This window comes from Bacillus sp. FSL R5-0576, from assembly GCF_038004765.1.
In the GTDB taxonomy this organism is placed as follows: domain Bacteria; phylum Bacillota; class Bacilli; order Bacillales; family Bacillaceae; genus Bacillus; species Bacillus subtilis.
In genome coordinates, this window is record NZ_JBBORU010000001.1 from 2,865,016 (window position 1) to 2,879,969 (window position 14,954).

General features: G+C 46.2%; 14 protein-coding genes. 3 read left to right on the forward strand and 11 right to left on the reverse strand.

Translation table 11 applies throughout. From position 1 onward, the window contains the following. Positions 1-43 precede the first annotated feature (43 nt). Positions 44-1,084 carry a cytochrome d ubiquinol oxidase subunit II gene (locus tag NX903_RS14730; protein WP_015714571.1) on the forward strand — a complete coding sequence of 347 codons (1,041 nt, stop codon included), beginning with the start codon at positions 44-46 and terminating at the stop codon, positions 1,082-1,084. Positions 1,085-1,137: 53 nt separating this feature from the next. Then, positions 1,138-1,296, forward strand: a complete 159-nt coding sequence (locus NX903_RS14735; protein WP_003229069.1) for a DUF1540 domain-containing protein — start codon at positions 1,138-1,140, stop codon at positions 1,294-1,296. 18 nt (positions 1,297-1,314) lie between these two features. Here the strand turns inward: NX903_RS14735 and mntD are convergent, their stop codons facing one another. From mntD to NX903_RS14785, 10 genes are all read right to left on the reverse strand, one after another. After that, the gene (gene mntD / locus NX903_RS14740) at positions 1,315-2,202 is read right to left on the reverse strand and encodes a manganese ABC transporter permease MntD (RefSeq protein WP_076458300.1); all 888 of its coding nucleotides are present in this window, start codon (positions 2,200-2,202) and stop codon (positions 1,315-1,317) included. Beyond that, positions 2,192-3,499: a manganese ABC transporter permease MntC gene (gene mntC, locus NX903_RS14745; RefSeq protein ID WP_086344228.1), complete on the reverse strand. Its 1,308-nt coding sequence runs from the start codon at positions 3,497-3,499 to the stop codon at positions 2,192-2,194. The genes mntD and mntC overlap by 11 nt, the downstream gene beginning before the upstream one ends. Positions 3,500-3,504: 5 nt before the next feature. Beyond that, the gene (gene mntB, locus NX903_RS14750) at positions 3,505-4,257 is read right to left on the reverse strand and encodes a manganese ABC transporter ATP-binding protein MntB (RefSeq protein WP_070547671.1); all 753 of its coding nucleotides are present in this window, start codon (positions 4,255-4,257) and stop codon (positions 3,505-3,507) included. Between the two features lie 18 nt (positions 4,258-4,275). Further along, on the reverse strand, positions 4,276-5,196 hold the full coding sequence (gene mntA, locus NX903_RS14755; protein ID WP_024572069.1) for a manganese ABC transporter substrate-binding protein/adhesin MntA: 921 nt from the start codon (positions 5,194-5,196) through the stop codon (positions 4,276-4,278). Positions 5,197-5,475: 279 nt separating this feature from the next. Then, the gene (gene menC, locus NX903_RS14760; RefSeq protein WP_086344229.1) at positions 5,476-6,591 is read right to left on the reverse strand and encodes an o-succinylbenzoate synthase; all 1,116 of its coding nucleotides are present in this window, start codon (positions 6,589-6,591) and stop codon (positions 5,476-5,478) included. Beyond that, the gene (locus tag NX903_RS14765; RefSeq protein WP_086344230.1) at positions 6,588-8,048 is read right to left on the reverse strand and encodes an o-succinylbenzoate--CoA ligase; all 1,461 of its coding nucleotides are present in this window, start codon (positions 8,046-8,048) and stop codon (positions 6,588-6,590) included. Before NX903_RS14765 ends, menC begins: the two co-directional genes overlap by 4 nt. A gap of 89 nt (positions 8,049-8,137) precedes the next feature. Next, positions 8,138-8,953, reverse strand: coding sequence for a 1,4-dihydroxy-2-naphthoyl-CoA synthase (gene menB / locus NX903_RS14770; protein WP_003229054.1), 816 nt, complete (start codon positions 8,951-8,953; stop codon positions 8,138-8,140). Positions 8,954-8,987: 34 nt separating this feature from the next. Beyond that, positions 8,988-9,812 carry a 2-succinyl-6-hydroxy-2,4-cyclohexadiene-1-carboxylate synthase gene (menH, locus tag NX903_RS14775; RefSeq protein ID WP_086344231.1) on the reverse strand — a complete coding sequence of 275 codons (825 nt, stop codon included), beginning with the start codon at positions 9,810-9,812 and terminating at the stop codon, positions 8,988-8,990. Continuing rightward, a complete protein-coding gene (gene menD / locus NX903_RS14780) occupies positions 9,800-11,542 on the reverse strand; it encodes a 2-succinyl-5-enolpyruvyl-6-hydroxy-3-cyclohexene-1-carboxylic-acid synthase (RefSeq protein WP_015714576.1) in 1,743 nt (580 codons plus the stop codon). Before menD ends, menH begins: the two co-directional genes overlap by 13 nt. Continuing rightward, on the reverse strand, positions 11,539-12,954 hold the full coding sequence (locus NX903_RS14785) for an isochorismate synthase (protein WP_086344232.1): 1,416 nt from the start codon (positions 12,952-12,954) through the stop codon (positions 11,539-11,541). Before NX903_RS14785 ends, menD begins: the two co-directional genes overlap by 4 nt. Before the next feature lie 289 nt (positions 12,955-13,243). Between NX903_RS14785 and NX903_RS14790 the strand changes: the two genes are divergently transcribed. Then, positions 13,244-13,963, forward strand: a complete 720-nt coding sequence (locus tag NX903_RS14790; protein WP_003229046.1) for a yteA family sporulation protein — start codon at positions 13,244-13,246, stop codon at positions 13,961-13,963. A gap of 8 nt (positions 13,964-13,971) precedes the next feature. On the opposite strand, the gene NX903_RS14795 is transcribed toward NX903_RS14790, so the two are convergent. After that, positions 13,972-14,790 (reverse strand): UTP--glucose-1-phosphate uridylyltransferase, encoded by an 819-nt coding sequence (locus NX903_RS14795; protein WP_015714578.1) that lies wholly within the window; start codon positions 14,788-14,790, stop codon positions 13,972-13,974. Positions 14,791-14,954: the final 164 nt, after the last annotated feature.

Below are 14,954 nucleotides of genomic sequence, written 5' to 3' on the forward strand. Positions count from 1 at the left end.
TGGCTCCGCAAACAGGAAACCAAATGGAAGGAAGATCGTACAAATGGAGATTTCAACTGACGCTCTGATCGCCATCTCAATTATCTGGGGCTTTGTGTTTATTTACGCCGTCATGGCGACAATGGATTTTGGAGCGGGATTTTGGTCTATGATCTATTTAAACAAGGAGCATATGAAGGCCACCGATATTGCGAATCGCTTTTTGTCCCCGACTTGGGAGGTCACAAATGTCTTTATTGTGGCCATCGTCGTGGCGCTTTTCAGTTTTTTCCCCGGCGCGACATTTGTGCTCGGCACCGTTTTATTAATTCCCGGAAGCATGATTTTGCTGCTTTTAGCGATTCGAAGCGGATTTCTTGTTTTTTCAAATACAGCAAAGGAGCGGAAAACGCTAAGATATATTTCCGGCATCTCCGGCTTTATCATTCCTGCTATTTTAATTTTGGTGCTTCCTGTGACACACGGAGGGTTTATAGAAAAAACGGATGGAATCTATAACTTAAATATGTCTAAAATCTTTTCAAGCCCCAACGCCTATTCATTTATCGGGTTTGCGATTTTAAGCACCTTATTTTTGTCCTCGCTGCTGCTTGCAGATGTTTCAAATGTGGCAGAGGAACAGGATGCGTACCGAGCCTACAGAAAAAGCGCCCTGATTACCGGCCCGATTTCACTGTTGTTTGCTGTATGCATTATGGTAACTATGCGGAATGAAGCAAACTGGCTGTACAGCGGAATGATGAATGATTTTTCTTGGATTATTGCATCGTTCATTACATTTGTCATTGCTGGAATCGCTCTTTTTCTGCCTAACAAAAGCTTTGGTCAAAACATCGGAAAACCGCGTCTCGCACTTGTTGCGATTGGGATACAGTATTTTCTCGCAAGCTACGCGTACGGGCGGGCGCATCTTCCGTATATGATTTATCCCGATGTGACAGTCATGTCAGGCTTCACAGAGCCAGCAACGTTCAGAGCGCTGTTTGCAACGTATATCGTTGCATTTATCATTCTATTTCCGGGCTTCTTTTTCTTCTGGAAAATGTTTATGCGAGATAAACGCTATATCCGCCAGGAGGAATAGAGGGCAAGCCAGCCGGCTATACTAATCCAGAACCTTTATAAGGAGGGGATGGCATGGAGCAGAAAATTCTATGTGAGGTCAACAACTGTTCTTATTGGGGCAAAGGTAACAAATGCACCGCTGATGCCATTTATGTTGTCAGCCATACTGGTGAAACGGCTGAAAACAGCCGGGAAACAGACTGCAAAACGTTTAAGCCGCATGATTTGTAATTAAAAGAAAGAGCTGCATCAGCCAGCTCTTTCTTTTTGCATGTTGAGTGTTCTCAGCTTTTTAGTTATGACCCCGTTTGCAGGTGAAAACAAAAAGGCGCTTGCATAACATACACCTGTCATGGCCGCCATCGCTCCTGAAATCGAAACATTAAGCCACGTTGCGAAGAAATAGCCCATGACCGCCGACAGCCCACCAATCAACGCGCTGAGAATCAGCATATAAAGAAGCCGGTCTGTCAGCAAATGTGCCGCAGCAGGCGGAACAATCAGCATGGCCACAACCAATACAGCACCCACCGAATCAAAGGAAGCAACAGTCGTCAGGGACAGCATGCCCATTTGCACGTAATGAATGAGCAAAACCGGTATTCCCAAGGCTAAGGCCATTTGAGGATCAAACGAAGCGATTTTAAACTCCTTATAGCACACACTGATCAACACTACGTTTAAAACCAGAACAGATGCCAGCATCCAAAACGCTTTCGGCCCAATATCAACCCCGAATACCGTCATCGTATTCCACGGCACAAAAGCGATTTCTCCCATTAACGAGTGCTCAATATCGAGATGGACATTCGCTCCATACACAGAAAGCAATATAACCCCGATTGCAAATAAGGATGTAAACACAACTCCTATGGCAGCATCTGATTGAACCCCCTTGCTATGAAGAAGCTGAACCAAGAAAGCCGTTAACAGACCGGTTGCGGCTGCGCCGATAAACATAGAAATCCCGTCGAGACTTCCCGTCACTAGAAAAGCGCCGACAATGCCAAGCAACACTGTATGACTGATTGCGTCGGCCAGCATCGCCATGCTTCTCAGCACAAGAAATGTGCCGATCAATCCGCAGCTTACACCGACTAATACACCCGTAGCTATAATCCATGCTTCAAAACTCATTTGCGATCTGTCCCTTCTCGGCATCATGAGACGCTTTTCGACGCTCAGGCATCCGTCCATACAGCTTTAAGAGTAAATAAAGCCGCTCTCTCGTTTCTCTCGGTAAACGGTCCGGGTCAAAATAGTCCTGATCGGATTCTATATTGGCAAGTTCCATTTCATGCATGAGAAACACTTCATACATCCGCTGCTTCAAAGCTGTGTGATAGCCTTTTTCTATCCCTTTGCTTGTGAATTGCCAAATCCCATTCTCGATACGCTCAATGCACCTCTCTTGTTCCAAGTCATTTAATGCCTTAAGGCATAATGAAAGGGATAGGCGTCTTTTCTTTCTTACACATTCAACAGTTACACAAAGATTATTCTTTTCATACTGTTCATAAATCGCCAAAAGCACTTGCTCCCTGCTTGTTCTGCGCCGCAGCCTCATCAGCCTTATGGCTTTAGCAGCCAATCCCCGCTTAGGCGCGCAAATCATTGAAAAAAGAAAGAGCAGCGTTGCAGATAAGATCATTAATGGCCCTGTCGCCATTCCCTTCATCGTGGTGCTAAGCAGGGTTCCGGCCACTCCGCTGACCCCGCCTGTAATCCCGGCAATGATGATCATCCTGGTTAATCGTTCGGTCCAATATCTCGCGGTTATGGCAGGTGTAATCAGCATTGCCGCCATTAATATCACACCAACAGTCTGAAGCCCAATGACGACAGCACAGACAATCAGACAAGCCAAAAGCCCGTTTAAAAAACGCACCGGGATTCCTAATCCCTTTGCAAACGCGAGATCAAAAGTAATCAATGTAAATTCCTTAAAGAAAACAATACATAGGAGCAGTAGAACAGCGGATATCCCTGCAATAAGGATGATATCCTGCCTGACCAATGAAGCAGCCTGGCCGAATAAAAAAGAATCAAGCCCGCTTTGGCTTCCCACCCCCTGTTGCTGAATATATGTCAGCAGAATGATCCCGACGCCAAAAAACACAGAAAGAACAATCCCGATCGCCGAGTCCTCCTTTGTTTTTGAAAGCCGAGGAATCAGCTGAATACAAAACGTTCCGAGCAGTCCGGCGAGCGCTGCCCCCAGCAAAAAGAAAGGCAGTGATTTTTGCCCGGTGAACAGAAAAGCGAGACACACTCCCGGCAGAGCTGAATGGGCCATCGCATCGCCGATTAAACTTTGCTTTCTCAGCAGCACAAAGCTGCCCAAAACACCGCTTGCCGTCCCGAGCAAAAGCGTACCGGCCAGCACCCACTGTGTATTCGGATGCTGGAGCTGCAGCCACAAACTTTCAAACATTACGTTCACTCCTTATGTCCTTCTGCCAGCACTTTATCTTTTAAAAACGTAAGCCTTCCTCCATATGTTTTTTGCAGGTTTTCGATCGTAAAAACGTTTTCTGCCGGTCCGAAAGCGATTTTTCTTAAATGAAGCAGTAAGATCCAATCGAAATAATCCTCGGCGGTCTGCAGGTCATGATGGACGACAAGCACGGTTTTTCCTTTTTCTTTGAGTTCTGCCAACAGCGTCATAATCGCGCGCTCCGTCGCTGCATCGACACCTGCAAACGGTTCATCCATAAAATAAATGTCAGCGTTCTGGCAGAGTGCCCGGGCAAGAAACACCCGCTGCTGCTGTCCGCCTGACAGCTGGCTGATTTGCCTCTTTGCATAATCAAGCATCCCGACTTTTGTTAATGCGGCCTTCGCCATCTCCACATCCGCTTTCTTTGGCCTCTTTAATAAACCGATTCTCCCGTATCTTCCCATTAGGACGACATCGAGCGCGCTTGTGGGGAAATCCCAGTCAACCGAGCCGCGCTGCGGAACATATCCGATTCTGGTCCGCTGATCCTTATAGTCTTTGCCGTAAATAGAGATGTCTCCGGAAGCTCGGGGCACAAGACCGAGAATCGTTTTGATCAAGGTTGATTTTCCCGCGCCGTTTGGGCCAATAATGCCAATGAGTTTTCCTTCCGGCACCTGCAGTGAAATGTCCTGCAGTACAGGCTTTTTATGATAAGCAACCGTCACATTATCAAGCTCAACAGGGAACATATCCTCCACCTCTTTTCTTTATTTAAGCGCTTTAGTAATCGTGTTGATATTGTGGCGGAACATTCCTTCGTATGTGCCTTCTTTTGTGCCCTTTTCACCCATGGCATCCGAATAAAGCTGACCGCCGATTGTGACTGTATGGCCTTTTTCTTTAGCGCCTTCCACCACTGCATTGATTGATTTTTCAGATACACTGCTTTCTACGAACACAGCTTTTATTTGTTTGTCTGTCAGAAGATCAACCAGCTCCTGAACATCCCTTAATCCATAGTCCGAATCTGTGCTGAGTCCCTGCAGGCCTTTTACCTTAAATCCATACTCATTCCCAAAGTACGCAAACGCATCATGAGCAGTCACAAGCACACGGCTTTTCTCCGGAATATGTGCGATCTCCTTACGCGACCACTTATCTAAATATTGCAAATCTTCTTTGTACTCTTTGGCATTTTTCCGAAAGGCATCTGCGTGCTGAGGCATTGCTTTGCTGAATTGCGCTTCAATTTCATCCACCGCATAGATCCATAACGGAATGCTGAACCAGACGTGGGGATCAAACGTCTTGCCTTCCCCCGCGGGAATAAGCTTATTTTTCGGAATGGCCTCAGCTACTGCCGCCGATTGTTTTTGTTCGCCGATTTTTTGGAGGACATCCTCCATTTTCCCTTCCAAATGCAACCCGCTGTACAGAACAACATCGGCAGACATTAATTTTTTCGTGTCACCTTGGGAAGCTTTGTAAAGGTGCGGATCAACCCCCGGTCCCATTAAAGAGGTGACTTTTACATGCTTACCTCCGATGTTTTCTGCTGCATCGGCAATTTGAGATGTTGTCGCTGTCACTTGTAATTGCTGATCAGCGCTTTTTCCGGCTGAATCCGTTCCGCATCCCGTTAAAGCAAAGGTCGCAAAAAGTACTGCTGCCATCAGCCCTCGTCTCATATTTCTCCTCCTCTTTGCCATCAATGTCCGATTGTTTTATCTTATGTTGTCAGTTCTTAGACATATGACATTAAATTAGCCAAAAGCATGTTTTATTTACACAGGACAAAAAGTTTCCTTTGTGCAAAATTATCGCGTTTGGCCATTTTTGTCAAGCTGATTTACATAAAAAAACCGGCTGGGTCAGCAGCCGGTCCAAACGAGAAGGGATGTATTCAACGAACACTTTTACTGTAACAGCACAGTGTCATTTATTCAAAATAGCAAAATGCTTTTTTCTTAACCATGCTGTGTGAAAACATCCATTTTGGTCACATATTTTCGCATAATGTCTTGGTTTACCTCAACCCCTAAACCAGGCTGTTTTGACACAGAAATAAATCCATTATCAATACGAATATCAGGGGTTACAATATCTTCATCCCAATAGCGTGAGGATGAAGATATATCGCCAGGTATTGTGAATTGAGGCAGTGAAGCAAGCGCCACGTTCTGCGCTCTTGATATGCCTGTTTCCAGCATTCCTCCGCACCAAACCTGCATATGATGCTCTTTGCATAAATCATGAATTTTTAAGGCTTCTGTTAAGCCGCCGACACGAGAAGGTTTTATATTAATAATTTTGCAGCTTCCTAGCTCAATCGCCCGTCTCGCATCATCAACTGAACAAATGCTCTCATCAAGGCAAATGGCCGTTTTCAAATGTTTCTGCAAGTGGCGGTGGTCAACGATATCGTCAGCTTGGAGCGGCTGCTCAATCATCATTAAATGATAGTCATCAAGCTCCTTCAAACGGCTGATATCCTTCAGCTCATAGGATGAATTGGCATCAGCCATGAGCGGGATGTTTGGGAATCGGCTGCGGATGGCCTTGACCAATTCCACATCCTGCCCAGGCTGAATTTTAATTTTTATTCTTTGATAACCTTCTTTTTGATAGCTCTCAATTTCCTTCAGCATATCGTCAAGAGGCGCCAGGCCGACTACCACCCCGGCAGGGACTTTATCTCTTGTTCCGCCCAATGCCTCAGCAAGGGATACGCCCTTCTTTTTGGAATAGATATCCCATACAGCCGATTCAAGTCCCGCTTTTGCCATTCGGTTTCCTTTATACCGCGCCAGGCTGTCCGGCACTTCTGAAGGGTGATTGAATTCACGGCCGACGACATTTGGGATAAAAAAATCTTTTAGCATATGCAAACATGTTCCAATGGTTTCCTCGGTGTACCAAGGCGAAGAGAAAGCGGAAACTTCTCCCCAGCCTGTGACACCTGATGTATCAATGGCTTCCACGATCAGAAATTTACGCTCTTGAAGCGTTTCGATACTGTTTTTAAACGGTTTTTTTAAGTTCATGCTCAAATGGTAAAGCGTGATTTTTTCTATTTCGATCATAGCAGTTCTCCTTTACGCGCATCCTTCAGCTGATTTCGCAAGAGCTTATTAGACGCATTGCGCGGCAGGCGGTCAAGCACATAGAATTTTGCCGGAATTTTATACTTCGCCAAGCGTTCTTTGCAGTAGTCAGTCAATTCTCCTGCGCTCACAGGCTTGTGAAGGACAAGATAGGCGTGAGGCACTTTCCCCCATTTTTTGTCCTCAGCCCCTGAAACCCCGGCTTCGGCCACAGCGGGGTGTGAAAGCAGCACTGACTCCACTTCGGCCGGATAAATGTTTTCTCCGCCAGAAATGATCAGATCTGAACGTCTGTCTAATACATATAAAAAGCCTTCATTGTCCAAATAACCAAGATCACCTGTTTTCAGCCAGCCATTTTGAAAGGAGGCTTCGTTTGCGCTCTCCCGGTTAAAATAGCTTTTCATGACATTCGGGCCTTTGACCATGATTTCACCGTGTTCATACGGTTCACATACCTGTCCGTCCCGCTCTATTTTGATTTCACATGAAAACAGCGGTTTCCCCGCAGATCCGAGCTTTTCCATACTAAATTCCGGCGACAGGGTAACAATTTGCGAGCATGTTTCTGTCATTCCATATGACTGAAAGACAGGGAATCCTTTCTCACGGCATTCCTCAAGCAATGGCAGCGGTGCAGGGCCGCCGCCGAGAAGAATGCATCTGATGGATTCAGGGCAGCGGCTTGTTTCTTCCAAAAGACTGGCCAGCATAGTCTGCACCGCAGATATCATTGTCACTTCATGCCTGTTGATAGAATCCAGCACATCACTTACGGAAAAACGCTGGTGAAGCACGACAGTCATTCCATAGATGACAGATTTAAATAATGCGGACAAGCCGCTGATATGAAAGAGCGGCAATGCGATAAGCCAGCGGTCTTGTTCTGTTATACCCAAATTAAGCGCGGACGACACCGCACTGAAATAGTGGTTTCCGAACGTTTGCTGAACTCCCTTGGGCTTTCCTGTCGTACCCGACGTATACATCAGCGTTGCCGTTGCATCCATTTGCATATAAGCTTGGATCTCAATTTCCTGTGCTGCTTCTTTCATCAATTCATCCACATCAATCGTTTGAACGATGTGTTCATACTCTTTCTTGTTAAAGCTTGAATCTGTCAGTAAAAAGCCGGATCCGGAATCCTCCAGCTGAAACAGCCTTTCATGTGTTGACAGCTTCGTATTCAAAAGCACCGCCTTAACACCAAGCAAAAAACAAGCGTGAACGGCGTATACCATTTCTGCACGGTTTTGGAGCAAAATAGCCGCAGTATCCCCTTTCCGAACCGAATGAGCGGCAAGCTGTGCCGCCATTCGCTTAGACGCGGCAAATAATTCTGCAAATGTCACGGTTTGATCTCTATAGATGAGAGCGATTCTCTCAGGTGTCAGCTGTGCCCGCTGCATGAGCCAGTTAGGCTGTTCTGTCAGCATGTCATCATCTCCGAGGTAAAATGTCTGTATTGAAAAGAAAACAGCTTGGACCGCAAAGTCTCAAGCTGTTGGTTTACTAGTATTGCTGATCACGGGAAACGAGGGAACTGTCCGAAATCAGGTTTGCGTTTTTCCTTAAAGGAATCACGGCCTTCTTTTGCTTCATCTGTTGTGTAGTAAAGAAGGGTAGCATCCCCTGCAAACTGCTGAATTCCAGCAAGTCCGTCTGTGTCCGCGTTAAACGCAGCTTTAAGAAAGCGCAGTGCGGTCGGGCTTTTTTCAAGCATTTCTTCACACCATTTAATCGTTTCTTCTTCAAGCTGTTCCAAAGGAACGACTGTGTTGACAAGACCCATGTCCAGTGCTTCCTGTGCGTTGTACTGACGGCATAGGTACCAGATTTCACGTGCTTTTTTATGTCCTACAATTCGAGCCAGGTAGCCAGAACCGTAACCTGCATCGAAGCTTCCCACTTTAGGGCCTGTTTGTCCAAAAATTGCGTTGTCCGCAGCAATTGTCAAGTCACATACGATGTGAAGCACATGGCCTCCGCCGATCGCATATCCGGACACCATCGCAACAACCGGTTTCGGGATGACGCGGATTAAACGCTGAAGATCCAATACGTTAAGACGCGGGATCTGGTCGTCTCCTACATATCCACCGTGGCCGCGCACTTTTTGGTCTCCGCCAGAACAAAATGCCTTGTCCCCTGCACCGGCAAGCACGATAACCCCAACGTTTTGGTCGTCTCTTGCGTCAGCAAACGCATCAATCATTTCAGCAACCGTTTTAGGGGTAAACGCATTATGTACCTCAGGTCGGTTGATTGTTATTTTTGCAATGCCATTATACGTTTCATACAATATCTCATCGTATGTCCGTTTTGTTTTCCATTCAGCCATATGATGACCTCCTTTTATTCTCTATGTGAATGAGTCAGATGCTTGTCAAAAACTCACTCACTATTTTACCAAACAATCGCGGCTGTTCCACATGGACCGTATGTCCTGCTTTTGGAACAATCTCTATTCTACTAGAAGGAAGCATCTTATGCACCTCTTGATTGATGGCGCAAAATTTTTCGTCCCACTCCCCGCAGATAAGAAGCACAGGAACATCTATTTCCTCTACACGGCTCCACAAGGAAGGCTGTGAACCGGTGCCCATGCCGGTTAAACTATTCGCAAGCCCAATCTTATTGTTCCGCAGACGGCCCGATCGTATCCTGTGCCGAATATCTTCAGCCAGCCTCTGCTGAGATGAAAACAAAGGGATATTCTCCCAATACGCAACAAACGCTTTGAGCCCGTCTCGTAAAATAAAATCAGCAAGCTTCCGGTCCCGCATGATTCGTTCCCGCCGTTCCCCAAGTGTTTTGAGCCCCGGCGTCGTGCTTTCAAGCACAAGTGCCGATACCCGCTCGGGATATGTCATCGCGAAAGAGTAAGCAAGCCTTCCTCCCATAGAATACCCAATCAATTTCACTTTGTGAAGTTTTAATTGATCAAAAATCTCGGCAAGGTCAGAAACTTGCCGGCTTGTGCTGTATCTTTTCCCATTCAGCGGGGCATCGGTTTCCCCATGCCCTAAACAATCAATTTTGATCAAACGGGAATCAGGCAGCATTTCATCAAGAAAAGTCCATGAATGTCTGCTGCCGGTAAACCCGTGCAGACAGACGACGGCTTCGGAAGCATTCGGTCCCTCGTCTGCCACTGCATATCGGACACCATCTGATACCGTTATGTTTACAGTTCCCATTGTTTTTTCACTTCCCGCACAGCCTCATTCAGCATATCGCGATGAAGCTGGACTCTTGATTGGCGATCCGTTTTGATTTCAATCAAATGGAGTCCGGGCTTGTCTGCCTGCGGCGCGTAAGCTGTTTTGAATTCATCCCAAGAAGCCGGGCATGAATACGTTCCGCCGTAAAGTGCAGCCGCATGCTTGAAATCGAGCCCTGTCGGTGTGCCGAACAAATCTTCAAAGTGTGTCTTCTCAGAAGCCTGCGGCAAAAAGGAGAAAATCCCTCCTCCGTCATTATTGACAAGAATCACAGTAAGAGGAATACCCAGCTTTTTGGCCGCCAGCAGGCCGTTTAAATCGTGATAAAAAGATAAATCTCCAATCACAAGGGTAACAGGCGCTTTTGTTCCTTCACATACCCCCATGGCAGAGGAGACGACACCGTCTATCCCGTTTGCTCCCCGGTTTGAATAAATCCGGAAAGGGCGGTCCTGCTTTTCGAAAAACGTATCAACATCCCTGATCGGCATGCTGTTTCCCACAAACAGCGAGCTGTTTTCAGGCACAAGATGCTGAAGGATTCGATAGAGATTGCCTTCAAACGAAACATCTTCACTGCTGATTGTTTGCAGATGCTCGCGGAACCGCCCATTGACAAACTGCCACTTTTCCAGCCACTCTGAGGATCTGGCAGCAGCAGTAAGGCCTCCCATGATCTCCTCAGCAAAAACAGACGCATTACAATGAATCATATGCGCGCTTGCCTGTGTCGGGTCTCTCCACCCTCCATCCTCGTCAATCACTATTTGCTGAATCGCAGGATCATCCTTAAGCCATAAGAAAACCGGTTTTGAAACAGGCATCGGTCCAAACCGAATGACAACATCAGGACGAAGTTTCCGCTTCAGCTCATCATCTTTTAAAAACGAATCATACGCATCAATAACAGTGCTTTTATCATGAACACCATTCCGCAGATTAGACAGCGGATCCGCTAAAATTGGATACTGAAGCGCTTTTGACAGCGCAATAATGTTTTCCTTATCCGCATCACTATGGAGCTCTCCGCAGACGATCATTCCTTTTTCAGCCTCTGCGAGCATCTCAGCCACATCAGACAGGGACTCTCGGTCAACAGACTGCGTACCCGTTTTCACAGACACATGACGGCCTGTTCTCATTCTTCCAAACGGCTCATCTGAAAGATCCGGCATCAGCGGTTCGCGCAGCGGCACATTCACATGGACAGGCCCCATCGGGCGCTTTTGTGCTTCTCCGGCAGCGCGGCTTGCCAGCGTTCGGATGTATCTCAGCATTTGCGGAGACTCTTCAGGAAGAGCAGAGTCTGTGAAAAACTTAACAAAGTTACCGAATAAGAAGTGCTGATTAATAGCCTGTGGTGCGCCTACTTCGCGCAGCTCATGAGGCCGATCAGCAGTTAACACAATAATAGGCACCCTTGAATAATGGGCTTCAACCACAGCCGGATAAAAGTTGGCCGCGGCTGTTCCAGATGTACAGATCAATAGTACGGGACGCTGCTTCGCTTTTGCCAAACCTAAGGCAAAAAATCCGGCAGATCTTTCATCAATTTGGACATGGACGCTGATATCGGGATGCGCAGCACAAAGAACAGCCAGCGGTGTAGATCTTGAGCCCGGACAAACGACGGCGTCCGTAATTCCGGAAAGGGCGAATTCATCAATAAAACTTCCGATGTAATGAGTAATCGGGTTGACTGTCAACGCCTCTCACCTCCTAATGCAGAGATCATCGGCTTCAATTTAATCTGTGTTTCTTCATATTCCGAGATTGGTTCCGAGTCTTCCACAATACCGCACCCGGCAAACAGCCTTGCAGTGCTTCCTTCGATCAGCCCTGAACGAATGGCTACCGCGAATTCCCCGTTATCCTGGCTGTCAATCCAGCCGATAGGGGCAGCATACCAGCCGCGAGACATCGGTTCAATCTCTCTGATCACGTCAACAGCTTTTTCCTGAGGTGCTCCCCCGAGCGCCGGAGTGGGATGCAGCTTCTCAATTAAGTCAAAAATTGAAGCAGACTCGCGCAGCTGTCCGACAATCGGCGTAAACAGGTGCTGAACGCTTTTTGTTTTGTACAAAACAGGTCCATCAGGCTTTTCAACCTCTGAACAGCTTGATACAAAAGCATTATGAATCATACCTACCACAATATCATGCTCAAGCAGGTTTTTCTCATCGTTTAATAATTCAAGGCCTATCCGGCGGTCGTCTTCTTCATTCACGCCTCGTTTAATGGAGCCTGCCAGACAGGAAGACATGACAGTGCCGCCGTCTCTTTTGATCAGTCTTTCCGGAGACGCGCCGACAAAAGTTTTGCCTTCTTGTTCAATTGCAAAAACATAGCTTGTCTGCTGATCGTCCACAAGCGTTTTAAGCACCGGTTCAATTTGGATTGGACCGTCAAACGTGAGCAGCAGCTCTCGGGCAAGAACAACCTTATCATATTGTTTCTCTTTAATTTGGCTTGTGGCCGTTTCGATTGCTTTCAGCCAATCATCCTTATCCAGCTCTTCGGCTGCTGCAATCACAGCCTGATCTTCTTGCTTGAAATCGGGAACCATAAATTCCGCTGCAAAAGCTTTTAAGCCTCCTAAAACAGCTTCTGCATCTTCTCCTCCGCTTACCCATCTGTTAACTGTTAAGAACGGGCCTTCAGCAGTCATCGTCAGCATAAGCGCAGGCACAAAGAAATCCCCTTCCGAGAAATGGTCCCATTGTGAACCTCTTTCTTCGCAAGGGTCAAAAGAAAATCCTCCGAATAACACAGGTCCCACTGCAGAATGCTGCAGCTTTTCTTCTTCATAAATATGAAAAGCCGTCTTTTTAAAGCGCTCCCATTGTTCAAAAACCTCACGATACCGCTCGCTGTTTTTTTGATTTGTCTGGAAAACCGCTTCTTTGCCAAGACCGACTATTGTCAATTCACTTTCAGGATCTGACCAAAAAAATCGATTGCCTGTATATTTTTTTGCTCCGTAATTGAAAAATGATAGAGGGTCAAGAGACTCGATTTGTCTCGAATAGCTTATTAAGACAGCATGGTTGACTTCTTTGGCTTTATGTAATGCATGTAGAACTTCCTTTCGGAACGTACGCTGCACCGTTGTCACCATGAGACATTCCTCCATAATCCTTAAAATGCTTTTAATACCATACACCTGTGTCTCCTTTGTGTCAAACACAGATCATGCAGTCCAAATGGCCTGCCTTACCTATTATAAACCTAATTTCAGAAATGAAAAAGAAACAAAGCTTAAATTTCTTTCTCCACTGATAGCAAAGGTTGTATCCGCTTACCATAAAAGGAAAACCTCCTATATTCCTCCACCCGCCATTTATGAAAGTTCTCAGGCGATCTGTTCATACTAAAGGTATGCATCACAGAGAAACGAGGCGATCATATTGCTTACAAAAGAACAGCTTCAGCATTTAAAAAATGAACTGGAACAAACGAAAAAAGATATCTTAAACCGTTTCAAAGACAATGATCATTTTCAGCTTAACTCAGCATTTCCTTATGATTCGTGGGGTGAGCTTTCGGCATACGACAACCATCCCGGCGATCAGGCGACAGAACTTTACGAGCGTGAGAAAGACATCGCTCTAGACTTGCATGAGCGAGAGCACCTTCGGGACATTGAGCATTCATTAAAGGCGATAGAAAACGGTACGTATGGCATTTGTGAAGTCAGCGGAAAGGAAATCCCTTTCGAACGACTTGAAGCGCTTCCGACTGCCACAACTCTCGCGGAGTATTCGTCACAGGACGTGGTTTCCAAAGACCGTCCGATTGAAGAAGAAACACCATTCGGGCAATTTGAATTTGATGATGATGAAGAAATCAGAGCGCCATATGACAGTGAGGATTCCTATCAGGATGTCGAAAAATATGGTAACTCACAAACGCCGCAGGATATGGAAAACCCTCCGCTCAGCTATGATGATATGACGATGAATGCCGAAGAGAATATCGGCAATACGGAGTCTTACGAAAATTTCATCGCTACAGATATCACTGGAAAAGAAATTACCGTTTATCAAAGCAGAGCCCATGAGCGCTATGAAGAAGAACTTGACGAAGAGGGAATCATGACCACATTCGGCGATCTCCACGCTGATTGAACCCCCGATTATTGGGGGTTCTTTTCCGTTTTCAGCATATCGTAAATCAGCTTCAGATAATCCTTTTGCAGGCCGATGTCATACCGCTCGCCCTCTAGCAATTTCCCGTATACGGTACATGCCCCGAGCGAAGCTTTTATCGCATCCGTTACCTGCACTTCTCCTCCGCTATCAGCTTCTAATGCCTCCAGCTCATTAAAAATATCCGGTGTGAAAATATAACGCCCTGCTGCGGCAAAATGAGACGGAGGGTTTTGTTTAGGCTTTTCCACAATATCCTGTATGCGATAAAGCCCTTTTTCAACAGGCTCCCCTTTTATCACCCCGTAATGATGTAAATCCTCCGTTTTTGTTTCTTTTAAGCCGATCACACTGGACTGATATTTCGTATACGCTTCAATCAGCTGCCCCAAAGCCGGCTGATTGGCGGAAAAAATCAGATCATCAGGCAAAACGACGGCAAAAGGCTCTTTGCCTGCAAATTGCTTTCCGAAAGAAATGGCGTCGCCAAGACCCTTTGCATAAGGCTGGCGCACATAGTGAATCCGTATATCCGGAATGGGATGCTCACTAAGCAAATGCAGTTTATTCTTAGAGGCCAAAAAAGCCTCAAGTGCCAAAGAGGAATCAAAATAGTCGACAATCAGATTTTTATGGCTCGATACAACCATCAAAATGTCCTCAATGCCTGACTCCTTTAATTCTTCAACAAGATAATGAATCACAGGCTTAGATCCTACCGGAAACATTTCTTTCGGAATCACCTTCGTCACCGGCAGATTTCTCGTGCCGAATCCGCCTGCAGGAATGATCGCTTTTTTTATCATGGTATTTTCCCCTCAGCTCATGTTTATTACATGATATTCCAAGAGCGCATCCCGATGTTTGTACATCTGAAATTAGGCGGAAGCAACTGGGCAGAAAGCGGAATCACGAACCAGCCCTTTTTTAATAGGATATTGATATATGACCAGTAATCTTGTAAAGGAGC

Bases quoted from the DNA above. Each gene is read 5' to 3' on its own strand.
- NX903_RS14730 (WP_015714571.1), top strand. From the start codon at position 44: ATGGAGATTTCAACTGACGCTCTGATCGCCATCTCAATTATCTGGGGC.
- NX903_RS14735 (WP_003229069.1), top strand. From the start codon at position 1,138: ATGGAGCAGAAAATTCTATGTGAGGTCAACAACTGTTCTTATTGGGGC.
- mntD (WP_076458300.1), bottom strand. From the start codon at position 2,202: ATGAGTTTTGAAGCATGGATTATAGCTACGGGTGTATTAGTCGGTGTA.
- mntC (WP_086344228.1), bottom strand. From the start codon at position 3,499: ATGTTTGAAAGTTTGTGGCTGCAGCTCCAGCATCCGAATACACAGTGG.
- mntB (WP_070547671.1), bottom strand. From the start codon at position 4,257: ATGTTCCCTGTTGAGCTTGATAATGTGACGGTTGCTTATCATAAAAAG.
- mntA (WP_024572069.1), bottom strand. From the start codon at position 5,196: ATGAGACGAGGGCTGATGGCAGCAGTACTTTTTGCGACCTTTGCTTTA.
- menC (WP_086344229.1), bottom strand. From the start codon at position 6,591: ATGATCGAAATAGAAAAAATCACGCTTTACCATTTGAGCATGAACTTA.
- NX903_RS14765 (WP_086344230.1), bottom strand. From the start codon at position 8,048: ATGCTGACAGAACAGCCTAACTGGCTCATGCAGCGGGCACAGCTGACA.
- menB (WP_003229054.1), bottom strand. From the start codon at position 8,953: ATGGCTGAATGGAAAACAAAACGGACATACGATGAGATATTGTATGAA.
- menH (WP_086344231.1), bottom strand. From the start codon at position 9,812: ATGGGAACTGTAAACATAACGGTATCAGATGGTGTCCGATATGCAGTG.
- NX903_RS14785 (WP_086344232.1), bottom strand. From the start codon at position 12,954: ATGGTGACAACGGTGCAGCGTACGTTCCGAAAGGAAGTTCTACATGCA.
- NX903_RS14795 (WP_015714578.1), bottom strand. From the start codon at position 14,790: ATGATAAAAAAAGCGATCATTCCTGCAGGCGGATTCGGCACGAGAAAT.